At 60.5% G+C, this 16,204-nt stretch carries 22 protein-coding genes and 1 pseudogene; 13 read left to right on the plus strand and 10 right to left on the minus strand.

The features are described 5' to 3' along the window. Window positions 1–22: 22 nt before the first annotated feature. Window positions 23–251: pseudogene (locus NXC14_RS28220) on the plus strand (molybdopterin-binding protein); the annotation flags it as partial. 8 nt (window positions 252–259) lie between these two features. Here the strand turns inward: NXC14_RS28220 and NXC14_RS28225 are convergent. The 3 genes from NXC14_RS28225 to NXC14_RS28235 form a co-directional block, all read right to left on the minus strand. Next, complete coding sequence (locus tag NXC14_RS28225) at window positions 260–904, minus strand: Crp/Fnr family transcriptional regulator (protein ID WP_348630266.1); 645 nt, start codon at window positions 902–904, stop codon at window positions 260–262. Window positions 905–1,108: 204 nt separating this feature from the next. Then, window positions 1,109–1,888: an MBL fold metallo-hydrolase gene (locus NXC14_RS34025; protein WP_348630267.1), complete on the minus strand. Its 780-nt coding sequence runs from the start codon at window positions 1,886–1,888 to the stop codon at window positions 1,109–1,111. 106 nt (window positions 1,889–1,994) lie between these two features. Then, window positions 1,995–2,507 (minus strand): ferritin-like domain-containing protein, encoded by a 513-nt coding sequence (locus NXC14_RS28235; RefSeq protein WP_085781341.1) that lies wholly within the window; start codon window positions 2,505–2,507, stop codon window positions 1,995–1,997. Window positions 2,508–2,694: 187 nt separating this feature from the next. Here NXC14_RS28235 and NXC14_RS28240 point away from each other — a divergent pair, with 187 nt between their 5' ends. From NXC14_RS28240 to NXC14_RS28255, 4 genes are all read left to right on the plus strand, one after another. Beyond that, window positions 2,695–3,519, plus strand: a complete 825-nt coding sequence (locus tag NXC14_RS28240) for a manganese catalase family protein (RefSeq protein WP_085781342.1) — start codon at window positions 2,695–2,697, stop codon at window positions 3,517–3,519. Window positions 3,520–3,561: 42 nt separating this feature from the next. Further along, window positions 3,562–4,056, plus strand: coding sequence for a DUF4142 domain-containing protein (locus NXC14_RS28245; RefSeq protein WP_085781343.1), 495 nt, complete (start codon window positions 3,562–3,564; stop codon window positions 4,054–4,056). 140 nt (window positions 4,057–4,196) lie between these two features. Beyond that, a complete protein-coding gene (locus NXC14_RS28250) occupies window positions 4,197–5,045 on the plus strand; it encodes an alpha/beta hydrolase fold domain-containing protein (RefSeq protein WP_245362247.1) in 849 nt (282 codons plus the stop codon). Window positions 5,046–5,158: 113 nt separating this feature from the next. Continuing rightward, on the plus strand, window positions 5,159–5,878 hold the full coding sequence (locus tag NXC14_RS28255) for a Crp/Fnr family transcriptional regulator (protein WP_085782027.1): 720 nt from the start codon (window positions 5,159–5,161) through the stop codon (window positions 5,876–5,878). A 24-nt stretch (window positions 5,879–5,902) separates the two neighbouring features. Here NXC14_RS28255 and NXC14_RS28260 read toward each other — a convergent pair whose 3' ends face one another. From NXC14_RS28260 to NXC14_RS28275, 4 genes are all read right to left on the minus strand, one after another. Continuing rightward, entirely contained in the window at window positions 5,903–6,334 is a 432-nt protein-coding gene (locus tag NXC14_RS28260; RefSeq protein ID WP_085781345.1) for a DUF983 domain-containing protein, read from the minus strand. A gap of 69 nt (window positions 6,335–6,403) precedes the next feature. Next, window positions 6,404–6,586 (minus strand): hypothetical protein, encoded by a 183-nt coding sequence (locus NXC14_RS28265; protein ID WP_085781346.1) that lies wholly within the window; start codon window positions 6,584–6,586, stop codon window positions 6,404–6,406. Continuing rightward, window positions 6,583–6,885 (minus strand): hypothetical protein, encoded by a 303-nt coding sequence (locus NXC14_RS28270; RefSeq protein ID WP_085781347.1) that lies wholly within the window; start codon window positions 6,883–6,885, stop codon window positions 6,583–6,585. Before NXC14_RS28270 ends, NXC14_RS28265 begins: the two co-directional genes overlap by 4 nt. A 134-nt stretch (window positions 6,886–7,019) precedes the next feature. Continuing rightward, window positions 7,020–7,391, minus strand: coding sequence for a hypothetical protein (locus tag NXC14_RS28275; protein WP_085781348.1), 372 nt, complete (start codon window positions 7,389–7,391; stop codon window positions 7,020–7,022). A 274-nt stretch (window positions 7,392–7,665) separates the two neighbouring features. Between NXC14_RS28275 and NXC14_RS28280 the strand changes: the two genes are divergently transcribed. The 3 genes from NXC14_RS28280 (at window position 7,666) to NXC14_RS28290 (ending at window position 8,611) form a co-directional block, all read left to right on the plus strand. Next, window positions 7,666–7,965 (plus strand): hypothetical protein, encoded by a 300-nt coding sequence (locus tag NXC14_RS28280; RefSeq protein WP_085781349.1) that lies wholly within the window; start codon window positions 7,666–7,668, stop codon window positions 7,963–7,965. Next, on the plus strand, window positions 7,958–8,254 hold the full coding sequence (locus tag NXC14_RS28285; RefSeq protein WP_085782028.1) for a hypothetical protein: 297 nt from the start codon (window positions 7,958–7,960) through the stop codon (window positions 8,252–8,254). Before NXC14_RS28280 ends, NXC14_RS28285 begins: the two co-directional genes overlap by 8 nt. Before the next feature lie 117 nt (window positions 8,255–8,371). Next, window positions 8,372–8,611, plus strand: a complete 240-nt coding sequence (locus tag NXC14_RS28290; protein WP_085782029.1) for a hypothetical protein — start codon at window positions 8,372–8,374, stop codon at window positions 8,609–8,611. On the opposite strand, the gene NXC14_RS28295 is transcribed toward NXC14_RS28290, so the two are convergent. Beyond that, a complete protein-coding gene (locus NXC14_RS28295; RefSeq protein WP_085781350.1) occupies window positions 8,595–9,335 on the minus strand; it encodes a Crp/Fnr family transcriptional regulator in 741 nt (246 codons plus the stop codon). The two genes, NXC14_RS28290 and NXC14_RS28295, sit on opposite strands and share 17 nt — an antisense overlap. A gap of 190 nt (window positions 9,336–9,525) precedes the next feature. Then, the gene (locus NXC14_RS28300) at window positions 9,526–10,899 is read right to left on the minus strand and encodes a PAS domain S-box protein (protein WP_085781351.1); all 1,374 of its coding nucleotides are present in this window, start codon (window positions 10,897–10,899) and stop codon (window positions 9,526–9,528) included. Window positions 10,900–11,366: 467 nt separating this feature from the next. Between NXC14_RS28300 and NXC14_RS33720 the strand changes: the two genes are divergently transcribed. After that, on the plus strand, window positions 11,367–11,675 hold the full coding sequence (locus NXC14_RS33720) for a helix-turn-helix domain-containing protein (protein WP_245362248.1): 309 nt from the start codon (window positions 11,367–11,369) through the stop codon (window positions 11,673–11,675). A 67-nt stretch (window positions 11,676–11,742) separates the two neighbouring features. Here NXC14_RS33720 and NXC14_RS33725 read toward each other — a convergent pair whose 3' ends face one another. Further along, on the minus strand, window positions 11,743–12,192 hold the full coding sequence (locus NXC14_RS33725) for a hypothetical protein (RefSeq protein WP_245362249.1): 450 nt from the start codon (window positions 12,190–12,192) through the stop codon (window positions 11,743–11,745). 1 nt (window position 12,193) lies between these two features. Between NXC14_RS33725 and NXC14_RS28315 the strand changes: the two genes are divergently transcribed. The 4 genes from NXC14_RS28315 (at window position 12,194) to NXC14_RS28330 (ending at window position 16,202) form a co-directional block, all read left to right on the plus strand. Further along, entirely contained in the window at window positions 12,194–12,952 is a 759-nt protein-coding gene (locus tag NXC14_RS28315) for a FadR/GntR family transcriptional regulator (RefSeq protein ID WP_085781353.1), read from the plus strand. 24 nt (window positions 12,953–12,976) lie between these two features. Next, window positions 12,977–13,951, plus strand: a complete 975-nt coding sequence (locus NXC14_RS28320) for a sialic acid TRAP transporter substrate-binding protein SiaP (RefSeq protein ID WP_085781354.1) — start codon at window positions 12,977–12,979, stop codon at window positions 13,949–13,951. 267 nt (window positions 13,952–14,218) lie between these two features. Further along, window positions 14,219–14,791 (plus strand): TRAP transporter small permease, encoded by a 573-nt coding sequence (locus NXC14_RS28325; RefSeq protein ID WP_085781355.1) that lies wholly within the window; start codon window positions 14,219–14,221, stop codon window positions 14,789–14,791. 4 nt (window positions 14,792–14,795) lie between these two features. Then, complete coding sequence (locus NXC14_RS28330; RefSeq protein WP_085781356.1) at window positions 14,796–16,202, plus strand: TRAP transporter large permease; 1,407 nt, start codon at window positions 14,796–14,798, stop codon at window positions 16,200–16,202. Window positions 16,203–16,204 lie beyond the last annotated feature (2 nt).

Consider the following 16,204-nt stretch of genomic DNA (forward strand, 5'->3'; position numbering starts at 1 on the left):
CCAGGACCAAGCTTTTTTGATCAAGACGCTTGATGGCAGCGGATGGTTCTATGAGAGCATCGATCTCGTCGACGCCTTCCATCCGCAGATTATCCTCGCCTAGGTGATGAACCTGGAAGTAGCGCGCCGACCAGGCTCCGGGTCGAGCGGCAGCTTGGTTAACGGATTCAAGGCAGTCGCGATCACGGGCAGCTTTACGGCGGCAATGACGGCGTCCGGGGGGATCGCGGCTCGAATGGAATGCGGGAATAGGCTGCGGTTATCCCTGTGCAGCCAATCGGTTCGAAAGAGCTGATCGCTTCGATTTTCTCAGAGGTCCAAGCAGTCGCTCATATTCGTCCTCCGCCCTGCCGTAGGCGTCGGCGGCGAATTCCTCGAGACCGGCGCGATCTCTGACGATCACCAGCCCTCGGACGGAGCGGATGAAATGGTTGCCCTCGAGCAGATGCAGCGCTGTGGTGACGCTCGGGCGTCTGACTGCCAGCATCAGTGCAATGAATTCATGGGTCAGGGCGAGCTTATCGCCGTCAATGCGATCGTGGCACATCAAGATCCAGCGAGCCAGCCGCTCATCGATGCCGTGGATCGCATTGGAGAGCGCGGTGAAACCGGCCTGAACCGCGAGGGCGTGGGTGCTCTTATGCAGCAGACTGGTAAGCACCGGCTGAGTTTTGATCAGATCCAGCAACGTGTCTTGCTGCAACCGATACGCAAAACCCGGTACCTGGACGGTGATCTCGGTAATGTTGATTCCCGCGTCGATCGCTGCCGCAGTGGGGGCAAACCCCTCACGGCCGAACAATCCGGCTTCGACGCGATTGCCCTCGGGCGAAATATTGATGACGGAACCTACCCCCGAGCACGGAAAATAGACGTAGTCGATCGCCCGGCCGGCTTCGGCCATGAGAAAGCCGCGAGGGGTCTCGCAAGCTTCGAGACGAGAAACGACCGCTGCAAGCTCCTCCTTGGGCAAGAGGGCGAGCAACCGGTTCTCATTGGGCGGTGTCATAGCTTCTGCCAATGCTCGCTCTCCGGAAGACGCGGGGTTTTAAGGCAGTCTGATCTATGCAACTCACGAGCCCGCCCACGGTTCCTGCAATGTGCGGAATCAGCGAGAGGTATCGCTGGCAGACTTGCCGGCCTTTGCCGGATCAAGGTCGTAGCGCCCGCCTTCGGGCACAGCGATGTCGCGGAAGGCGACAGCGAGACGATGCAGCTGATTTCTGACATACTGCCCCTTGATAGGCCTGCCGTGCCCAGAGATGATAAGCGCCGGTTCCAGCGATGCCAGAAGCGAGACGGATTTTTGCGCCTCCTGCGAATCCGGCGTAAAATAGCGCGGCGGTCCGTGGATCTCCGGTGTCTGGGCGATCGCTTCGTAAGCCGATTCCTGTCCCGTCGTAATGATGGCGGCGCCCGCTATCAGCGTACGGTCGCTTTCACGCCAAAGCGAGATATGGCCCGGCGACCCGGCGTATGGAGCCATACCCATCCCGGCATCCCCGGCACAGTCTGGTCGGCAGGTGGCATTTCCAGCCGTGGCCGCACATCGACAGGCGAGCGCGGATAGAGCTGCGATAGCAAGGTCATGGCGCCGCCGCCGGCCAGCGGATCGGCGCGAGGATAGGACGCCTCTCCCTCCAGATACGGCCTTTTCCAGCGGATGCGCGAAGACAGGCACATCCCAGTAGCTTGCGAGACTCTCGACGGATCCGGCGTGATCGGAATGCGCATGCGTCATCACGATGGCGGCAGGCGGCACATTGTCACCAAACCGCAGGGCCGCGAACTCCCTGATCCGATCGCTCGAAGTCGACAGGCCCGTATCGATGAGAACCCACGGACCTTGCCCGTCGGGTCGCCATAAAAGATGACGTTGACGATCCACATCGTTCGATAGGCAAGATCGGACGTCAGGACGACCTGCGTTCCATCAGCCGATTTCCTCGCGGGCGCAGGTCACCATCGGACAGAGGAAGCTGGTTGACCATGCCTCAGACCTTCGCCGTTTCGCCGGCCTGGCGCAGCGAAAGGAACTTGGTCGTCAGCGCGACGACGTTGTCGTTGATCCATTGCGCCATTGCCAGTTCCTCAGCGAGACTGGCTTGCAGGCCGGACATGGCGCCGCCAAAACCGCCGGCTTCGGCGATGGTGAGCAGCGATTTGTAGGCCGCGGCTTCGAAGTTTTCGAAAGCATAGTTGGCGAAGGAATTCTTCAGGATCTCGTCGCCGGCAACCGTATGGCCAAGTGCCGCCATCGATCCGCTAAAGGAAAGTGCGAGGTCCTTCAGCGTCGACTTGTCCTCATTCAAACCGTCGAGGATCTCTTCCAGGCGCACGATCTGGCCATCGGTTTCGCGGATGTGCTGATCGAGCTTTTCAGCGACTTCCGGATAATTTTCGATGCGCTTGAGCTGCGGCTTCATGATGCTGAGCGCCTGGTTTTCCATGGCATGCGCGTTTCTCAAGCCGACGACGAAAATGTCACGAATCTCGTTCTCTGCCATATCGGGCCTCCTTTTTCTCGAAGCACCCTAACCGGAACGATTCGTCTTAGTTCCCAGCAATCCCCATCCGTACGAATGAAACCAACCCTCTCGGATTACCGCGCATCGGGAACCGCCTCCTCGTCCGGTTGTTGGGGCCGAGTCCTGATGCCTTGGCATAGACGAACACCCCAAAAAGGAGAGACTGATGTTCTATACGGATGGAAAGCTTCAATTCCCGGTGCGGGTCGATTCACCCGATCCTCAATTCGCCAGAGCTTTGCAGCAGGCAATCGGCGGCGTGGAAGGCGAGATCCGGGTTGCCATGCAATATTTCTTTCAGGCCTTCGGCGCCCGTGGCAATCCCAAGTTCCGCGATCTCCTGATGAATACGGCGGCGGAAGAACTCGGCCACATCGAGATGCTGGCGACAGCGGTTGCATTGAACCTTGAGGGCGCTCCGGTTTCGGTCAAGGAAGAAGTTGCCGGCGATCCTGTCGCGAGCGCGGTGCTTGGCGGGCTGAACATGAAGAACCTGCTCTCGGCCGGCCTCTCAGCCATGCCCGTCGATTCCGACGGCGTTCCCTTCGACATGTCGCATATCTACGCAAGCGGCAATATCGCCGCAGACATGGCGGCCAATGTCGCCGCCGAATCCACTGGTCGGGTTTTGGCCACCCGCCTGTTCAACCTCACGAACGATCCCGGGATGAAGCAGATGCTCTCCTATCTGATCGCTCGTGACACCATGCATCAGAACCAATGGATGGCAGCACTCGAAGAACTCGGCGGCCCGACAAAGGTCTTCCCGATTCCGAACAGCTTCCCCCAGGAGCAGGAACTGCAGGAATTCAGCTACGCCTATCTCGGCTTCCAGCAGGACGGCAGCGAGCCGGCGCCGGGACGCTGGTCGCAAGGTCCATCAATCGACGGTAAGGGGAATTTCAAGACAGTCGTTCCGCAGCCGATGGGACAGAAGCCGGTCCTCGGACCGGCCAAACCTGACAGCGGAGCACAGGCTGAGCAGTTGTAACTGGCGGTCAGGCTCGCCCCGCACTCATACCGGAGAACGTTCATGAAGGTGATAGCCAGACTTTGCTTTCTTTTGCTGATTGCGGCGCCCGCTCTTGCCGATGACGCCTCGCACCAGAAGGCAACCGATTTCGCCACGCGCGCGTCCATCTCGAACATGTTCGAGGTGGAAGCCGCTAGGATCGAAGTTGCCAAGGGCTCGGCTGAGGACGCCAAGCAATTTGCCAATGACATGCTGAAGGATCACGGGCGAGCGGGACCGGCATTGACGCAAGCAGCCAAAGAGGATGGTGTCGAGCTGCCATCCGCCCTCGACGAAGAGCACCAGAAGAAGCTTGAAGCACTTGGGCAAAGCCCTGAGAGTGACCTCGACCAAGCCTATCTATCGACGCAGGTTTCGGCGCATCAGCAGGCTGTGTCCCTTTTCTTGGACTATTCGCAAAATGGTCCTGACGGAGCCTTGAAGCGTGCCGCCCAGAAGATCCTGCCGGATCTCAGGATGCATCTGACCCGGATCCAGGGACTGACGTCGAAGTGAAAAAGACGTCACATCGGATGGCGGCGAGCGGGAGCCCGCCGCATGTGACCTGTCACGAGATCCGACACGCGCGCGGGCTCAATGCTGTGCTCGGCCTACTTCCGCGTTACCATACCGGCCGCCGTTGGAATTCCAGGGTCATGCAGGCCGCCATTGAAGCAGCGCAGTTCTTCCTGCCCGATGGACTGCTTGCCCGCCGCGACATTGCCACCCGAACGATCAAGGCGGGCGGCAGGCGGATCAATCTGAGGCTGATCAGCCCAGGCGACGGCGTCTGCGGCCTCTACGTCCATTTCCATGGTGGCGCCTGGGTGATGGGCAACGCCCGGCTTGACGACCGCATCACCCGCCCAATCGCCAGAGACTGTCGAATACTGGTGGCCGGCGTCGATTTTCATAATGCGGCCGACGACCGGCTGGACCTCTCTCTTCAGGACAGCAAGGTCGCGATCGAATGGCTCGTCGATCATCTCGCCGAGTTTGAGGTCGAGCGGATTATCGTGGGTGGCGAATCCTCGGGCGCGCATCTCGCCGCGGAGGCGCTCCTCCACCTTCGCGAGCGCGGCAAGGCGGAGAGGGTTGTCGGATTTGTTTCCATGTGCGGTGCTTTCGATCTCGGCGGGTCGCAAAGTCTGCGGCTCTCGACCGGCAGAAGCCTGGTGATCGATGGGCCATCGGCGCTGCGCAATTTGCAGCGACTGACGCCAAGCCTTTCCGGGCGTGAGGCGAAGGGTCCGTTGTTTGCCGATCTCTCTGGCCTGCCCCCCGCCCTGCTGGTCGCCGGAGCGCTCGATCCAATCCTCGACGACAGCATCTCGATGTATGAGCGATGGCAGAGCCAAAGCGGCAATGCCGACCGCGTCATCTTCCCGGAGGCCCCGCACGGCTTCAACCGATTGCCGACCAGGCTGGCAGATAGAGCAAACAGCCTAGTCAGGTCATGGATCTCGCAGACGCTCGGCCGCACTGCGAGCGCGGGTAGTGGCTGATCGAGCGCAGGCCCTCGAGTCTGTACGCTATTGCACAATGTATTGCTCAACGATTCGAGATGGTTAGGTTCGCCCGCAGCAAGGGCCGCATTATCACTGATGCGCGTATGGACATGGATGACCAACAATTGAACTTTCGCAATGAACTTTTGCGCGCCATGGGCCCGCAGGAGCAGCAGCTCCTGCTGCCGCATCTGGAGCCCGTCGATCTCGAAGTGCCTCTGGTCATTGAAATGGAGAATAGTCCGGTCAGCGACGTCTATATTCTCGAATCAGGGCTTGCCTCGATCGTGGCGAGATTTCCGGGCGGGCGTGATATCGAAGTGGGCATTGTCGGCCGCGAGGGCATGACGGGTGCAGCAGTAATTCTGGGGGGAAATCAATCCGCGAACCGGACGTTCATGCAAGTCTCCGGCCATGGCTTCAAATTGCCGGCATCGGTCCTTTCTGCGGCGATGGAGGAAAGCCGCCCCTTGCGCAGCCTGCTTCTCGCCTATGTCCAGGCGCTGCTCGCGCAGACAACGTCGACGGTGCTCGCCAACGGCCATGCCAAGCTCGAGGAGCGGCTGGCGCGATGGCTGCTGATGGTCCATGACCGGACCGATGGCGCGACCATTTGGCTGACCCACGAGTTTCTGGCGGTGATGCTCGGCGTGCGCCGCGCAGGGGTCACGGTCGCTCTGCACCTGCTCGAAGGCAAGGGGCTGATCCGATCCACGCGGCGACAGATCGTCATCCTCAACCGGCGGGGATTGATAGAAGAGGCGCATGGATCCTACGGCGCTGCCGAAGAAGAATATCGGCGGCTGATCGGCAAGGATCTCGCCCGCTGAAAAGCATGCCGCCGCGTGAGCGCCTCAGGACCGCTCCCTCCGCTCCTTCTCGGAGGCATGCCAGGCTCTGTCGATACTGCCTTCCTCCGCCTTGTGAAAGAATTGCGAGCACACGAGCCAGCCTTTCAGCGGCCTCAGAATGAGAATGCAGGCGATGACGCTGAGGGGCAGGCTGACGATGAGATGCACCCAGATCGCCGGCTCGAACGTGAATTGGAACCAGAGGGCAAAGGCGAGCGCCGGAACGGCGACGATCGACATCGCGAAGAAGGCCGGCCCATCCGCCGGATCGGCGAATGAATAATCCAGGCCGCAGACTTCGCAGCCTCGGGCGAGCGTAAGATATCCGGAAAACAGATGACCCCGCTGGCACCGCGGGCAGCGTCCCAAAAGTCCCGTGAGGGCAGGGTTCGTCGTTACCTGATAATTGGTGGGAACTTCATTTTCGGGTTCCATTCCCCTCGAACCGCGCCCGAAGGGGCAGGTTCCGCAGCCGACGGTGTTTTTCGGCGGACCGGCGGTGGATCAGCCTGATCCTGGCGTGATGCTCTGGTCGTCCTTCTCGGACAGCGCGCCGGCGCCGGGCGTTTTGCTTTCGTCTATGAGATGATCCTTGGCGTGAGGGCCGGCGGGCGGGTTTTTCCTCGCATCGGCGGTTTCCTTTTCGGTTCCTTCGATGTCGGCTCGCGCTTTTTCACCGTCATTCATGAGCTGCTCCTCGTCAGATTGAGATGACCGAGCGGCCGTTTCGATCTCCGCCCCGCCGTGATCGCAGCAGTTCGGGAGAGCCCCCTTTTCGCCGACGCCAGACGGCCGACCGACAGCAGCTTGACCTCGTCAGTCAAACCGTGGCGATAAAGGCGAATGAGCAGAGCGGCGACCTCCTGCATTTCAGGCGAACGCACGGCTTTGCCGGCCTCGCGGCAGATCACATCCAAGACGATTTGCAGACGCTGAAGATCGGCAGAATCGAGCGCTTTCAAATGGATGGACTGAGAATCGAGCATGACCCTGGTCCCTAAGCTTTTCACCGTGCGTTTTTGAATAATGGGACTCTATTGCAGCCGAAACAACTCCTCGTCCTCCATTGTACGGAAGCGAACACCCACCGCATCGCGCGCCCGAAGGGAAGCCAGGCGCTTTAGTGATAATAGGACGGGTCCCCTCCGAACAGAGCGGCGATCATCGCGTCCACGTCGGAAGGACGCCCACTGACCACAAAGCTGCCCGGCGGTGTTTCGGATCGCTCGTCATAGGCAAAGATGAAAGGAATCCGCCGTGTCTCCAACCAATCATTTATCCAGAGCATGGCTTCGTCGGAAATCGTCACGTCGACGATCACCGCATCGAACAGCAGGCCCTCGCTCAAGCATTCCATGGCGCTGGAGATGACAAGGGGGCCGGCGAGCACCGCCTGGCGCGCGATCAACGCCTTTCTTGCACCGTCCGAAAGGAAGCCGGCTTCACCAATGATAAGGATCGTCTTGCCGGCGACCGGACTGAGCGACTTCATGGCGGACGCCTACTGTAATCCAGGTTTTAGGGTGATCATGCTGTTCAATGGCGGTTTAGAAGCATAGGCGGGTCCGCGCCTGTATCGTGCCTACCATATTCGAGCCTGTCATGCGACGTTCATTTTGCCCTGACCGCCGAACCCTTGCCGGGCCGCCTTGTTCCCCGGCGGTTGGGATCGGGGCGCCGGCCGTGCGATCCGTACGTTTTCGCACCAGCTGTTGAAATCGATGACCCTAAGTTTAGGATCGTCGCATACAAGGGGAGGAACGCGGATGATGCAGCACGCGGGAATCACGAAGCCGCCGTTACAGCCCGACGACGTGGCAATGCTGACCGCGGTCCTTGAAGACTGGTGCCAGGAAAAATCATGCGGGATCGCCAGCCGGGCAGCCGAACATATTGCCAGAGAACTCGTATCCTGGTTCGAATGCGGCATTCGAGACAAGCATAGGCTCGCAGGCCTGATGCGGCATGTGTATCTGGATCCAGAGGACCTGCTCGTCACCCCGGATGCACCGGCCTGCGCACATGTGCGCGAGAATGCCGGGCGGGCGGATGGGCACGATGGATAGAACGCGGCAAAGTGCCCCTGTCGCGGCGGGGCATTCCGAACTCGGTTTTGTCGATCGGCAGATTGCTCTGCGACAGATCGTTGCCGATCTTAGAAACCTGCGCGATGGAGTGCCGGACAACTTCGGTCGAGCTCCGGCTCTCGATCGTCTGCTTCGCATGATCGACGCTTCGGTCATATCGATTGCCAAAGCGGATGACGAGGAATGGGAGATCATTCTTATGGAGCTCCTCGATCTTCGCGCGACGATGACGCGTCTTGCCACTGGCGGCGCCGAAACGTCCCACTGATTTCGACAGCAGGATTTGAAACGAGGAAATTGTCGCCGTTTTAAAGGGCGCCCTGGTTCTTTTCCACGGAACCTTAAGACAGGCTATGGCATTGGTTCTGCAACGATGGGGCGGCTGATGCCACGATTTTATTTTAATGTCGTTTCAGACACCGGCACGGTCGTTGATCCCGATGGTTCTGAACTGGCGACCATTGAAGACGCCAGGCGCGAAGCCGTTCAGGATGCAAGAGCCCTCATGAGTCAGGCAATTCTTTCGGGAAAAGACATTTCAGCGAGAAAGATCTACATCTGCGACGAACAGGGGACCCTGGTTCTGATCGTGCCTTTCGCCGATACGATCAGGAGTGCCGATTAGTGGGGCGCCGGATCGGCAGACCGATCAAACGTTGATATTCGCGCTCCGGAACGCCGTAGCAGCCGGCTGCGATTTCTTCCAGCCGGTCCCTGTCGAGGATCCTGACATTGGCGCGCGTCGACCTGATCGCTCGAAGACCTTCAATGACGTGCAATTCGTTGGTGACGCCTGCGCGGCGCACGCCGAGCATGATGGCCAGCAGTTCATGCGTCAGCGGCAGGTCGCTGCCATTCAGCCGGTCGTGGCACATCAGCAGCCAGCGGGCGAGCCGCTCGTGCATGTTGTAGCGCCCGTTGGCAAGCGCTGACTGGGCCAGCTGAATGTCGCAGCAATGCATGTATTTGAGGAAAAGTTCGTTGGCGACCGGAAATTCCGCCAGCACCTGCTTGAAGCTTTTCACCGACACCTGCACGCCGGAGCCGGCGACCTGAACGAAGGTGCGGTTGGGTGTCGTATCCGTTCTCAGCAGGACATGGAGGCCGGACATGCCGTCATGTCCGATGTGGCCGACCTCGACGGCTTCGTCATCGCCATTGGCGGCCACCATTGAGGCAAGACCGCCTTCGATGAAACAGACATACTCGTTCGGCTGATCGGCTTCGACCAGAACATGTCTGGCCGGAAGTTCGATCAGACTGCCATCGCCGGTGAGCTTTTGGAATGCCTCGGCCGGCAGGGCCTTCAACAGCAGATTCCGAATATTGCGTTGGTCCGGTACGTGCATGCGCTTCTCCTGGCGGGAGACAGCCCGTGCTCATACCGACGCCTCGTTGGCGGTAATGACAGAGATATGGGTCATGCATGCAATGATGACCATCTGTAGAAGAGTTTTGTACGGTTGTGACAAAAGCCGGGCGATAGAATTCCCAAGGGCGCCCTTGCCGACTTCATTCCCCGGCCGACACGGAACGCTCTCAAACCTCCCTTGGCAGCCGGATCACGAACCCCGTGCCGGGCTCCCGGTTTTCGATGTGAAGCTCGGCCCTCAGTTGCTGCACCAACGCACGCACGATCTTCATTCCGAGGCTTTTTCCGCCGTTCTGGCCGGACAGCACTTCCGGCGGCAGTCCTCGTCCGTCGTCGGCGATCTCGAGGCGGATCTCATCGGCAATGCTGCGGGCGCTGACTGTGACGGCGCCGGAGACATCGGGATAGGCGTGCTTGAAGGCATTGGTCACCAGCTCATTGACGAGGAGGGCGATCTGGATCGCCCGGTCGGCATCGACCATGCATTGATCAGCGTTGACTGATACTGCGTGGCGGGAGGTCGATTGCTGCAGGCGCTGGCAGAGGCTCGACAGGAAATCCGCCAGATCCACCGTTTCGATATCCGGCTGACGCCATAATTGATCGTGCACCTGGGCGATGGTTCCGACACGCGCTTCCGCATCGCGAAGCGCCTGTCCGACCTCCTCCTGTTTGGTCGAACGGGCCTGCATGGCGAGCATGGCCGCAACCAGAGCCAGGCTGTTCTTGACGCGATGGCTCATCTCCCGCAGCATGATCTGCTGATGCTCGTCGGCGAAATGCCGCTCGGTATCGTCCCGGAGCACTTTGAGAAAACCGGCGCGCTGGGCGCGCAGCGGCATGGTCAAGCCGCTGCCCCAGAATGTCGAGCCGTCCTTACGCAAGTGAAACCGCTCGTTCTCGGCGCGGCCGCGCTCGGCCGCCGCCTCCATCTCGCGCTCCAGCGCGCCCTCTTCGCGGTCCTCGGGAACGAACAGGATGCGGGCGTCGCGACCGAGGATCTCGCTCTCCTCGTAGCCGAAGATGCGGCACGCGCCGGTGTTCCAGCTGATGATCCGCCCATCGCGGCCGAAGGCGAAGATCGCATAGTCGATCGCGCTTTTGAGAATAAGCTGGAGGCGCTCTTCGCTGGCGCGCCGAGCTTCGTCCTCATGCAGCATCTGCGTTCGGTCGCGGACGATTTTCAGAAGGCCATAGGTCTCGCCGGCATCGTTGCGAAGCGGCATCATCAGTCCCGAAGCCCAGAACGAACTGCCGTCCTTTCTCACATGCCAGCGATTGTCGTCGGCGCGGCCGGTGGTCAAGGCAAGCCTGATCTCCTTAAGCATTGCCCCGGCAAGCTGATCTTCGAACGTAAAGATCACGGCACCGCTCTGTCCGATGATTTCGGGCGGCGAATAGCCGAAGAGATTTTCCGCGCCGGCGCTCCACGTCACGACAGTGCCGTCGCGATCCATCGCAAAGATTGCATAGTCCCGGGCGCTCTCAATGATGTGCCGATAGATTTCCGCCTCGTCGCTCGAAAGGGGATATTGATCCATGTCTGCGCCCCCATGGAATTGCCGTCAGTTACATTAGCACTTACTACAGTATATTCTCACCCAAGTGCGCTTGCGTACAAAGTGGCTACGGAGCCTTCTGTCGATAATAGCAGTTTACGGCGAGGTGCCTTGCACTCGGCCATTGACGTGTCCTCTTGCCAAACAAAGGGCAGCGTGATGCGAGCGTTCGAAAGCGAAAATCTCATTCTGTCGCAGTTGGCGGATCCGGGAACCGGCATTGCTTCCATTGTAGGCGACGAGTCCTGAGGGCAGCAAAGTCGAGATCGGCGTGCTTGGCAGGGACGGGATGTTGCCGCCGGCTCTGACGGTGGACGCGGAGCAGTTTTCATTCGACGTCACGATGCAGGTTGGGCTGTGATGGGCGCCGTGCGGAAGCCGGCGCCCTGGCATGCTTCCTCGCCGATCGGCCTGCGGTCCGCCGGCTGCTTTCGCGTTTTCTCCATAACTTGTTCCCGCAGGTCGCCAACACCGCGCCCTCCAACGCCGTGCACAAGATCGATGTTCGCCTGGCGAAATGGATTCTGATGTGCAACGACCGCCTCAATGACGAAGAGGTTGAAATCACGCACGAATATGTGGCCACGTTGCTCGGAGTGCGCCGTTCCAGTGTCACCGATGCCTTACGCATCCTGGAGGGTAAGCATCTCATTTATTTCACCCGCGGCCTGGTGATCATCCAGAACCGCGCATCCCTCGAAGCCTTCGCCGCAGAGGCCTACGACCTCCCTGGTACCACAGGACGCGGCTGCCGCTGATCGACCGCCCATCTCTGGCGCTGAGGCGCTGAAGCCGGCGTGCACCGAAGTCGGCGATACCCACGCGTCACTTACCCGGCAGATCCTTTTCGGTCGTCGCAGCTGCCGGAAGGCGGTTCTGCGACCCCTCCCTATCGGACGCGCGCAAAGGAGCTGTGGGCGCCTTCTGGACATAGATGCCGAGTCCGAGCGCGCCGATGGCGACCACAAAAGCGCCGGCGATGGCGGCGACCGATCGTCGCCCATCCTGCTTGATCATTCCGAAAGCAAGAGCAATTCCGAGAAAGGCCGCCCCTCCCGATACCGCAAAAAGCCAGAGATAATTCATCATCATGCTCCCAATGTCAGGCCCCGAACCCGTGAAGATGGTGTAGGTTCCCACGGTCGTTGACGCGCGGGCGATGCGCGCTTGAATTTCATGCGGCGCATTGACGCACAACTGCCACGGTGCTACCAAGGAATTGGTCAGGCCAGTTGACCAGCGGCGTGCTTGAGGAGAAGCCGCCGGGGAGGCCAAGATGTTTTCGCCCGTTGAATCGCGCCGCCTCTACAGGCAGGTGGCGGATCAGATTCGTTCAATGATCGCCGGCGGCGAGCTTGTCGTCGGCCAGAAGCTGCCGGCCGAGCGCGAGCTGGCAGAGCAACTGTCGGTATCACGCCCGACCGTGCGCGAAGCCCTGATCGTTCTGGAGGTCGAGGGTCTCGTCAACATCCGCATGGGCTCCGGCATCTATGTGGTGCGCCGGCAGGGCATCAGCATGGCGACAAGCGAAAGCGAGCCAGTGGAGGGGCCTTTCGAATTGCTGCAGGCGCGCGCGATCATCGAATGCGCCATAGCCGAAGAAGCGGCAACCCGGGCCAGGCCTGAAGACATTGCCGTGCTTGACGAGGCGCTGATGCGCATGAGCGGCGGCGTCAACGATGCGGCGACGGTGCTCGCCGCCGACCGCGCCTTTCACACCGGCATTGCCGCCATTGTCGGCAATTCGACGTTGACCCGCGTGACGGGCGAGATGTTCGACATGCGCATGACTCCCTATTTCGCCAAGCTCGCCAGCCATTTCGAGGGGCCGACGACATGGCGCAGCGCCGTCGATGAGCACCGGGCCATCCGCGATGCAATCGCCGCCGGCGATGCCGCCGGCGCGAAGGCTGCAATGCGCAGCCATCTCACCCTATCGCAGAAGAGATTTTCCGAGAGCTTCGGGGAGGAGTTCTCGGGAGAGGAGGAGCGCGGCCGCGACAAGGCGCCCGCGAAAGGAACCACCAAGACTTAAACCCGAGCACGGGAGGAGAGCGCAATGAAGATGAGACTGGCAACGATACTGTGCACCGCAGCCGCGATCATGGCGACGACGGCGGTTGCGCATGCCCAGACCGTACTGAAATGGGCACATGTCTATGAAACCTCGGAGCCCTTCCACACTGATTCCGTCTGGGCCGCGGAAGAGATCGCCAAGCGTACCGACGGGCGCTACAAGATCGAGGTCTATCCGGCTTCGCAGCTCGGCAAGGAAGCCGACATCAACCAGGGGCTCAAGCTCGGTACGGTCGACATCATCATTTCTGGATCGAGCTTTGCCGCACGCGACTACAAGCCGATCGGCGTCACCTACTTCCCCTATATCTTCCGCAACCCCGATCATCTGATCGCCTATACCAAGAGCGACGTCTTCAAGCGTCTTGCCAAGGGTTATGAGGACAAGACCGGCAACCATATCGCCGCCGTCAGCTATTACGGCACGCGCCACACCACCTCCAATAAACCGATTGCCAAATGCGCCGACATGCAGGGTCTGAAGATCCGCGTGCCCGACGTTCCGGCCTATCTCGCCATGCCGCGAGCATGCGGCGCCAACACCACGCCGATTGCCTTTGCCGAGGTCTATCTCGCTCTGCAGAACGGGACGGTCGAGGCGCAGGAAAACCCGCTGACGACGATCGAGGCGAAGAAGTTCTACGAGGTCCAGAAAAACATCATCCTCACCGGCCATATCGTCGATCACCTGAACACCGTGATCTCGAAGCAGCTGTGGGCGAAGCTCTCCGACGAGGACAAGAAGATCTTCGGTGAAGTGATGCAGCAGGCAGCCGAGCGCACGAGCAAGACGATCGCCGGCAAGGAAAACAGCCTGGTTGCGACCTTCAAGGAGAAGGGGCTCAACGTCGCCGAGGTCGACAAGAGCGATTTCGAGAAGAATGTGATGGAAAAGGTGAAGTTCGAAGACTTCGGCTACGAGAAGGCCGATTGGGAAGCGATCCGGGCGATTCAGTAGGAGCCTGAGAGCGCGGCCAGCCCCTCATCCGGCTGCCGCCACCTTCTCCCCGCCTTGCGGGGCGAAGGGGATATGCCGCCGCCTTTCCGTTCCTCTCCAACGTCTCGTGTGGCACGTCCCCTCGCCCCGTCAAGACGGGGAGAGGGTTAGGGTGAGGGGCAGCCTTCGGCACGAACAAGGGCAGCAGCGGCACAAGGCTTGCCAACAATATGAAGGTCGCGCCGCCACACGCCGCGCCCATCTTCTCCAACCGGAACAAGGCCGATCATGTCGCAAGAAATTCATACGCCAATCACGGCCGAGGAAATCGGCCACGAATTCGAAGGGCACGCGCCGACCGCACATGTCGCAGACTATGCTGTCGAGGACTGGATCACGTTGATCGTCTTCTGGCTGATGGCGGGCTGCGTCTTCCTGCAGTTCTTCACGCGTTATGTGCTGAATGACAGCTATGCCTGGACCGAGGAAATCGCCATCAACTGCCTGATCGGCGTCGTCTTTCTCGGCGCGGTCATGTGCGTGCGCACCTCGCGGCATATTCAGGTGGATGTGTTCTATCACTATATGCCGGCAGGGCTGGCGCGCGTGCTCGCGACCTTCGTCGATATCGTCCGCATCGGTTTCTTCGCCTATGGCTGCTATTTGATGTGGCGTTACGTCGACATCGTCGCCGACGAGCAGATGGTCACCATCGACCTGCCGCGCAACATCGTCTTTTACTCCGTTCTCGTCGCCTTCGTGCTGATGCTGATCCGTGCGGTCATCGTCTTCATCGCCAATATGCGCCGCGGCTACTCCGTCCTGGAGCGCCCGGAAGAATTCCAATCCGTCGAAGGATGACCCGATGCTGCTGCTTCTTGGCTCGTTTCTGCTGCTGATGCTGGTCGGCGTGCCCGTCGCCATCTCGATGGCCGTCGCCTCCGTGCTTTACATCGTCCTTTACGGCGTGGCGCCAGACATCATCGTCGCCCAGCGCATGATCGCCGGCGTCGAGAGTTTTCCGCTGCTCGCCGTGCCCTTCTTCATCCTGGCCGGCAATCTGATGAATTCCGCCGGCGTTACCGGCCGTATCTATTCCTTCGCGGTCGCTCTCGTCGGCTGGATGAAGGGCGGGCTGGCGCAAGTCAACATCATCGGCTCCGTCATCTTCTCCGGCATGTCCGGCACCGCGCTTGCCGATGCGGCCGGCATCGGCACGATCGAAATCAAGGCGATGAAGGACCATGGCTATCCCGTCGAGGCCGCTGTCGGTGTCACGGCGGCCTCGGCGACACTCGGGCCGATCTTCCCACCGTCGCTGCCCTTCGTCATCTACGGCATGATGGCGAATGTCTCGATCGGCGCCCTCTTCATGGCCGGCATCCTGCCCGGCGTCGTCATGACGCTGCTGATGATGGTCACCGTCGCCGCCTTCGCCTACCGCAAGCGCTGGGGTTCGGACGCGCCGTTCAATGTGCGCGAGCTCCTGTCGGCCGGCGTGGAAATCGTCGTCGTCCTGATGGTGCCTGTGGCGATCTATCTGATGATGCGCGCCGGTCTCTCGATGAATGCCGCGGCCGGCATCGCCCTTCTCGTGCTCCTGGCGCTCGACTGGTATTTCGGCTTCTCCGCCGTCATGGCGCTGATGACGCCGGTCATCCTGATCGGCGGCATGACGATGGGCTGGTTCACGCCGACCGAGGCCGCTGTCGCCGCCGTGCTCTGGTCGTTGTTCCTCGGCCTCGTACGCTACCGCACGATGACGCTCTCGACGCTTGCCAAAGCCAGCTTCGATACGATCGAAACGACGGCGTCGGTGCTCTTCATCGTCACGGCCGCTTCGGTTTTCGCGTGGCTCTTGACGGTCAGCCAGGCCGCGCAGCTGCTTTCCGATGCGATCCTGTCGATCACCGACAATAAATGGGTTTTCCTGATCCTGGTGAACCTGCTGATGCTCTTCGTCGGCTGCTTCCTCGATACGATCGCCGCAATCACCATCCTCGTGCCGATCCTTCTGCCGATTGTCGCGAAGTTCGGCATCGATCCCGTTCAGTTCGGCCTGATCATGACGCTGAACCTGATGATCGGCTTGCTTCACCCGCCGCTCGGCATGGTGTTGTTCGTGCTGTCGCGCGTCGCGAAGCTTTCGGTCGAACGCACGACGATGGCGATCGTGCCCTGGCTGGTGCCGCTGTTCGTGGCGCTGATCCTGATCACCTTCATTCCCGCGGTATCCCTCTGGCTGCCGCAGCAGCTCGGACTGTTGAGATAGGA

Source organism: Rhizobium sp. NXC14, assembly GCF_002117485.1.
Lineage (GTDB): Bacteria > Pseudomonadota > Alphaproteobacteria > Rhizobiales > Rhizobiaceae > Rhizobium.

Coding starts and splice junctions, on each gene's coding strand:
- NXC14_RS28225 (WP_348630266.1), bottom strand. CDS start 904: ATGGCCGAAGCCGGCCGGGCGATCGACTACGTCTATTTTCCGTGCTCG.
- NXC14_RS28235 (WP_085781341.1), bottom strand. CDS start 2,507: ATGGCAGAGAACGAGATTCGTGACATTTTCGTCGTCGGCTTGAGAAAC.
- NXC14_RS28240 (WP_085781342.1), top strand. CDS start 2,695: ATGTTCTATACGGATGGAAAGCTTCAATTCCCGGTGCGGGTCGATTCA.
- NXC14_RS28245 (WP_085781343.1), top strand. CDS start 3,562: ATGAAGGTGATAGCCAGACTTTGCTTTCTTTTGCTGATTGCGGCGCCC.
- NXC14_RS28250 (WP_245362247.1), top strand. CDS start 4,197: ATGCAGGCCGCCATTGAAGCAGCGCAGTTCTTCCTGCCCGATGGACTG.
- NXC14_RS28255 (WP_085782027.1), top strand. CDS start 5,159: ATGGATGACCAACAATTGAACTTTCGCAATGAACTTTTGCGCGCCATG.
- NXC14_RS28260 (WP_085781345.1), bottom strand. CDS start 6,334: ATGGAACCCGAAAATGAAGTTCCCACCAATTATCAGGTAACGACGAAC.
- NXC14_RS28265 (WP_085781346.1), bottom strand. CDS start 6,586: ATGAATGACGGTGAAAAAGCGCGAGCCGACATCGAAGGAACCGAAAAG.
- NXC14_RS28270 (WP_085781347.1), bottom strand. CDS start 6,885: ATGCTCGATTCTCAGTCCATCCATTTGAAAGCGCTCGATTCTGCCGAT.
- NXC14_RS28275 (WP_085781348.1), bottom strand. CDS start 7,391: ATGAAGTCGCTCAGTCCGGTCGCCGGCAAGACGATCCTTATCATTGGT.
- NXC14_RS28280 (WP_085781349.1), top strand. CDS start 7,666: ATGATGCAGCACGCGGGAATCACGAAGCCGCCGTTACAGCCCGACGAC.
- NXC14_RS28285 (WP_085782028.1), top strand. CDS start 7,958: ATGGATAGAACGCGGCAAAGTGCCCCTGTCGCGGCGGGGCATTCCGAA.
- NXC14_RS28290 (WP_085782029.1), top strand. CDS start 8,372: ATGCCACGATTTTATTTTAATGTCGTTTCAGACACCGGCACGGTCGTT.
- NXC14_RS28295 (WP_085781350.1), bottom strand. CDS start 9,335: ATGCACGTACCGGACCAACGCAATATTCGGAATCTGCTGTTGAAGGCC.
- NXC14_RS28300 (WP_085781351.1), bottom strand. CDS start 10,899: ATGGATCAATATCCCCTTTCGAGCGACGAGGCGGAAATCTATCGGCAC.
- NXC14_RS28315 (WP_085781353.1), top strand. CDS start 12,194: ATGTTTTCGCCCGTTGAATCGCGCCGCCTCTACAGGCAGGTGGCGGAT.
- NXC14_RS28320 (WP_085781354.1), top strand. CDS start 12,977: ATGAAGATGAGACTGGCAACGATACTGTGCACCGCAGCCGCGATCATG.
- NXC14_RS28325 (WP_085781355.1), top strand. CDS start 14,219: ATGTCGCAAGAAATTCATACGCCAATCACGGCCGAGGAAATCGGCCAC.
- NXC14_RS28330 (WP_085781356.1), top strand. CDS start 14,796: ATGCTGCTGCTTCTTGGCTCGTTTCTGCTGCTGATGCTGGTCGGCGTG.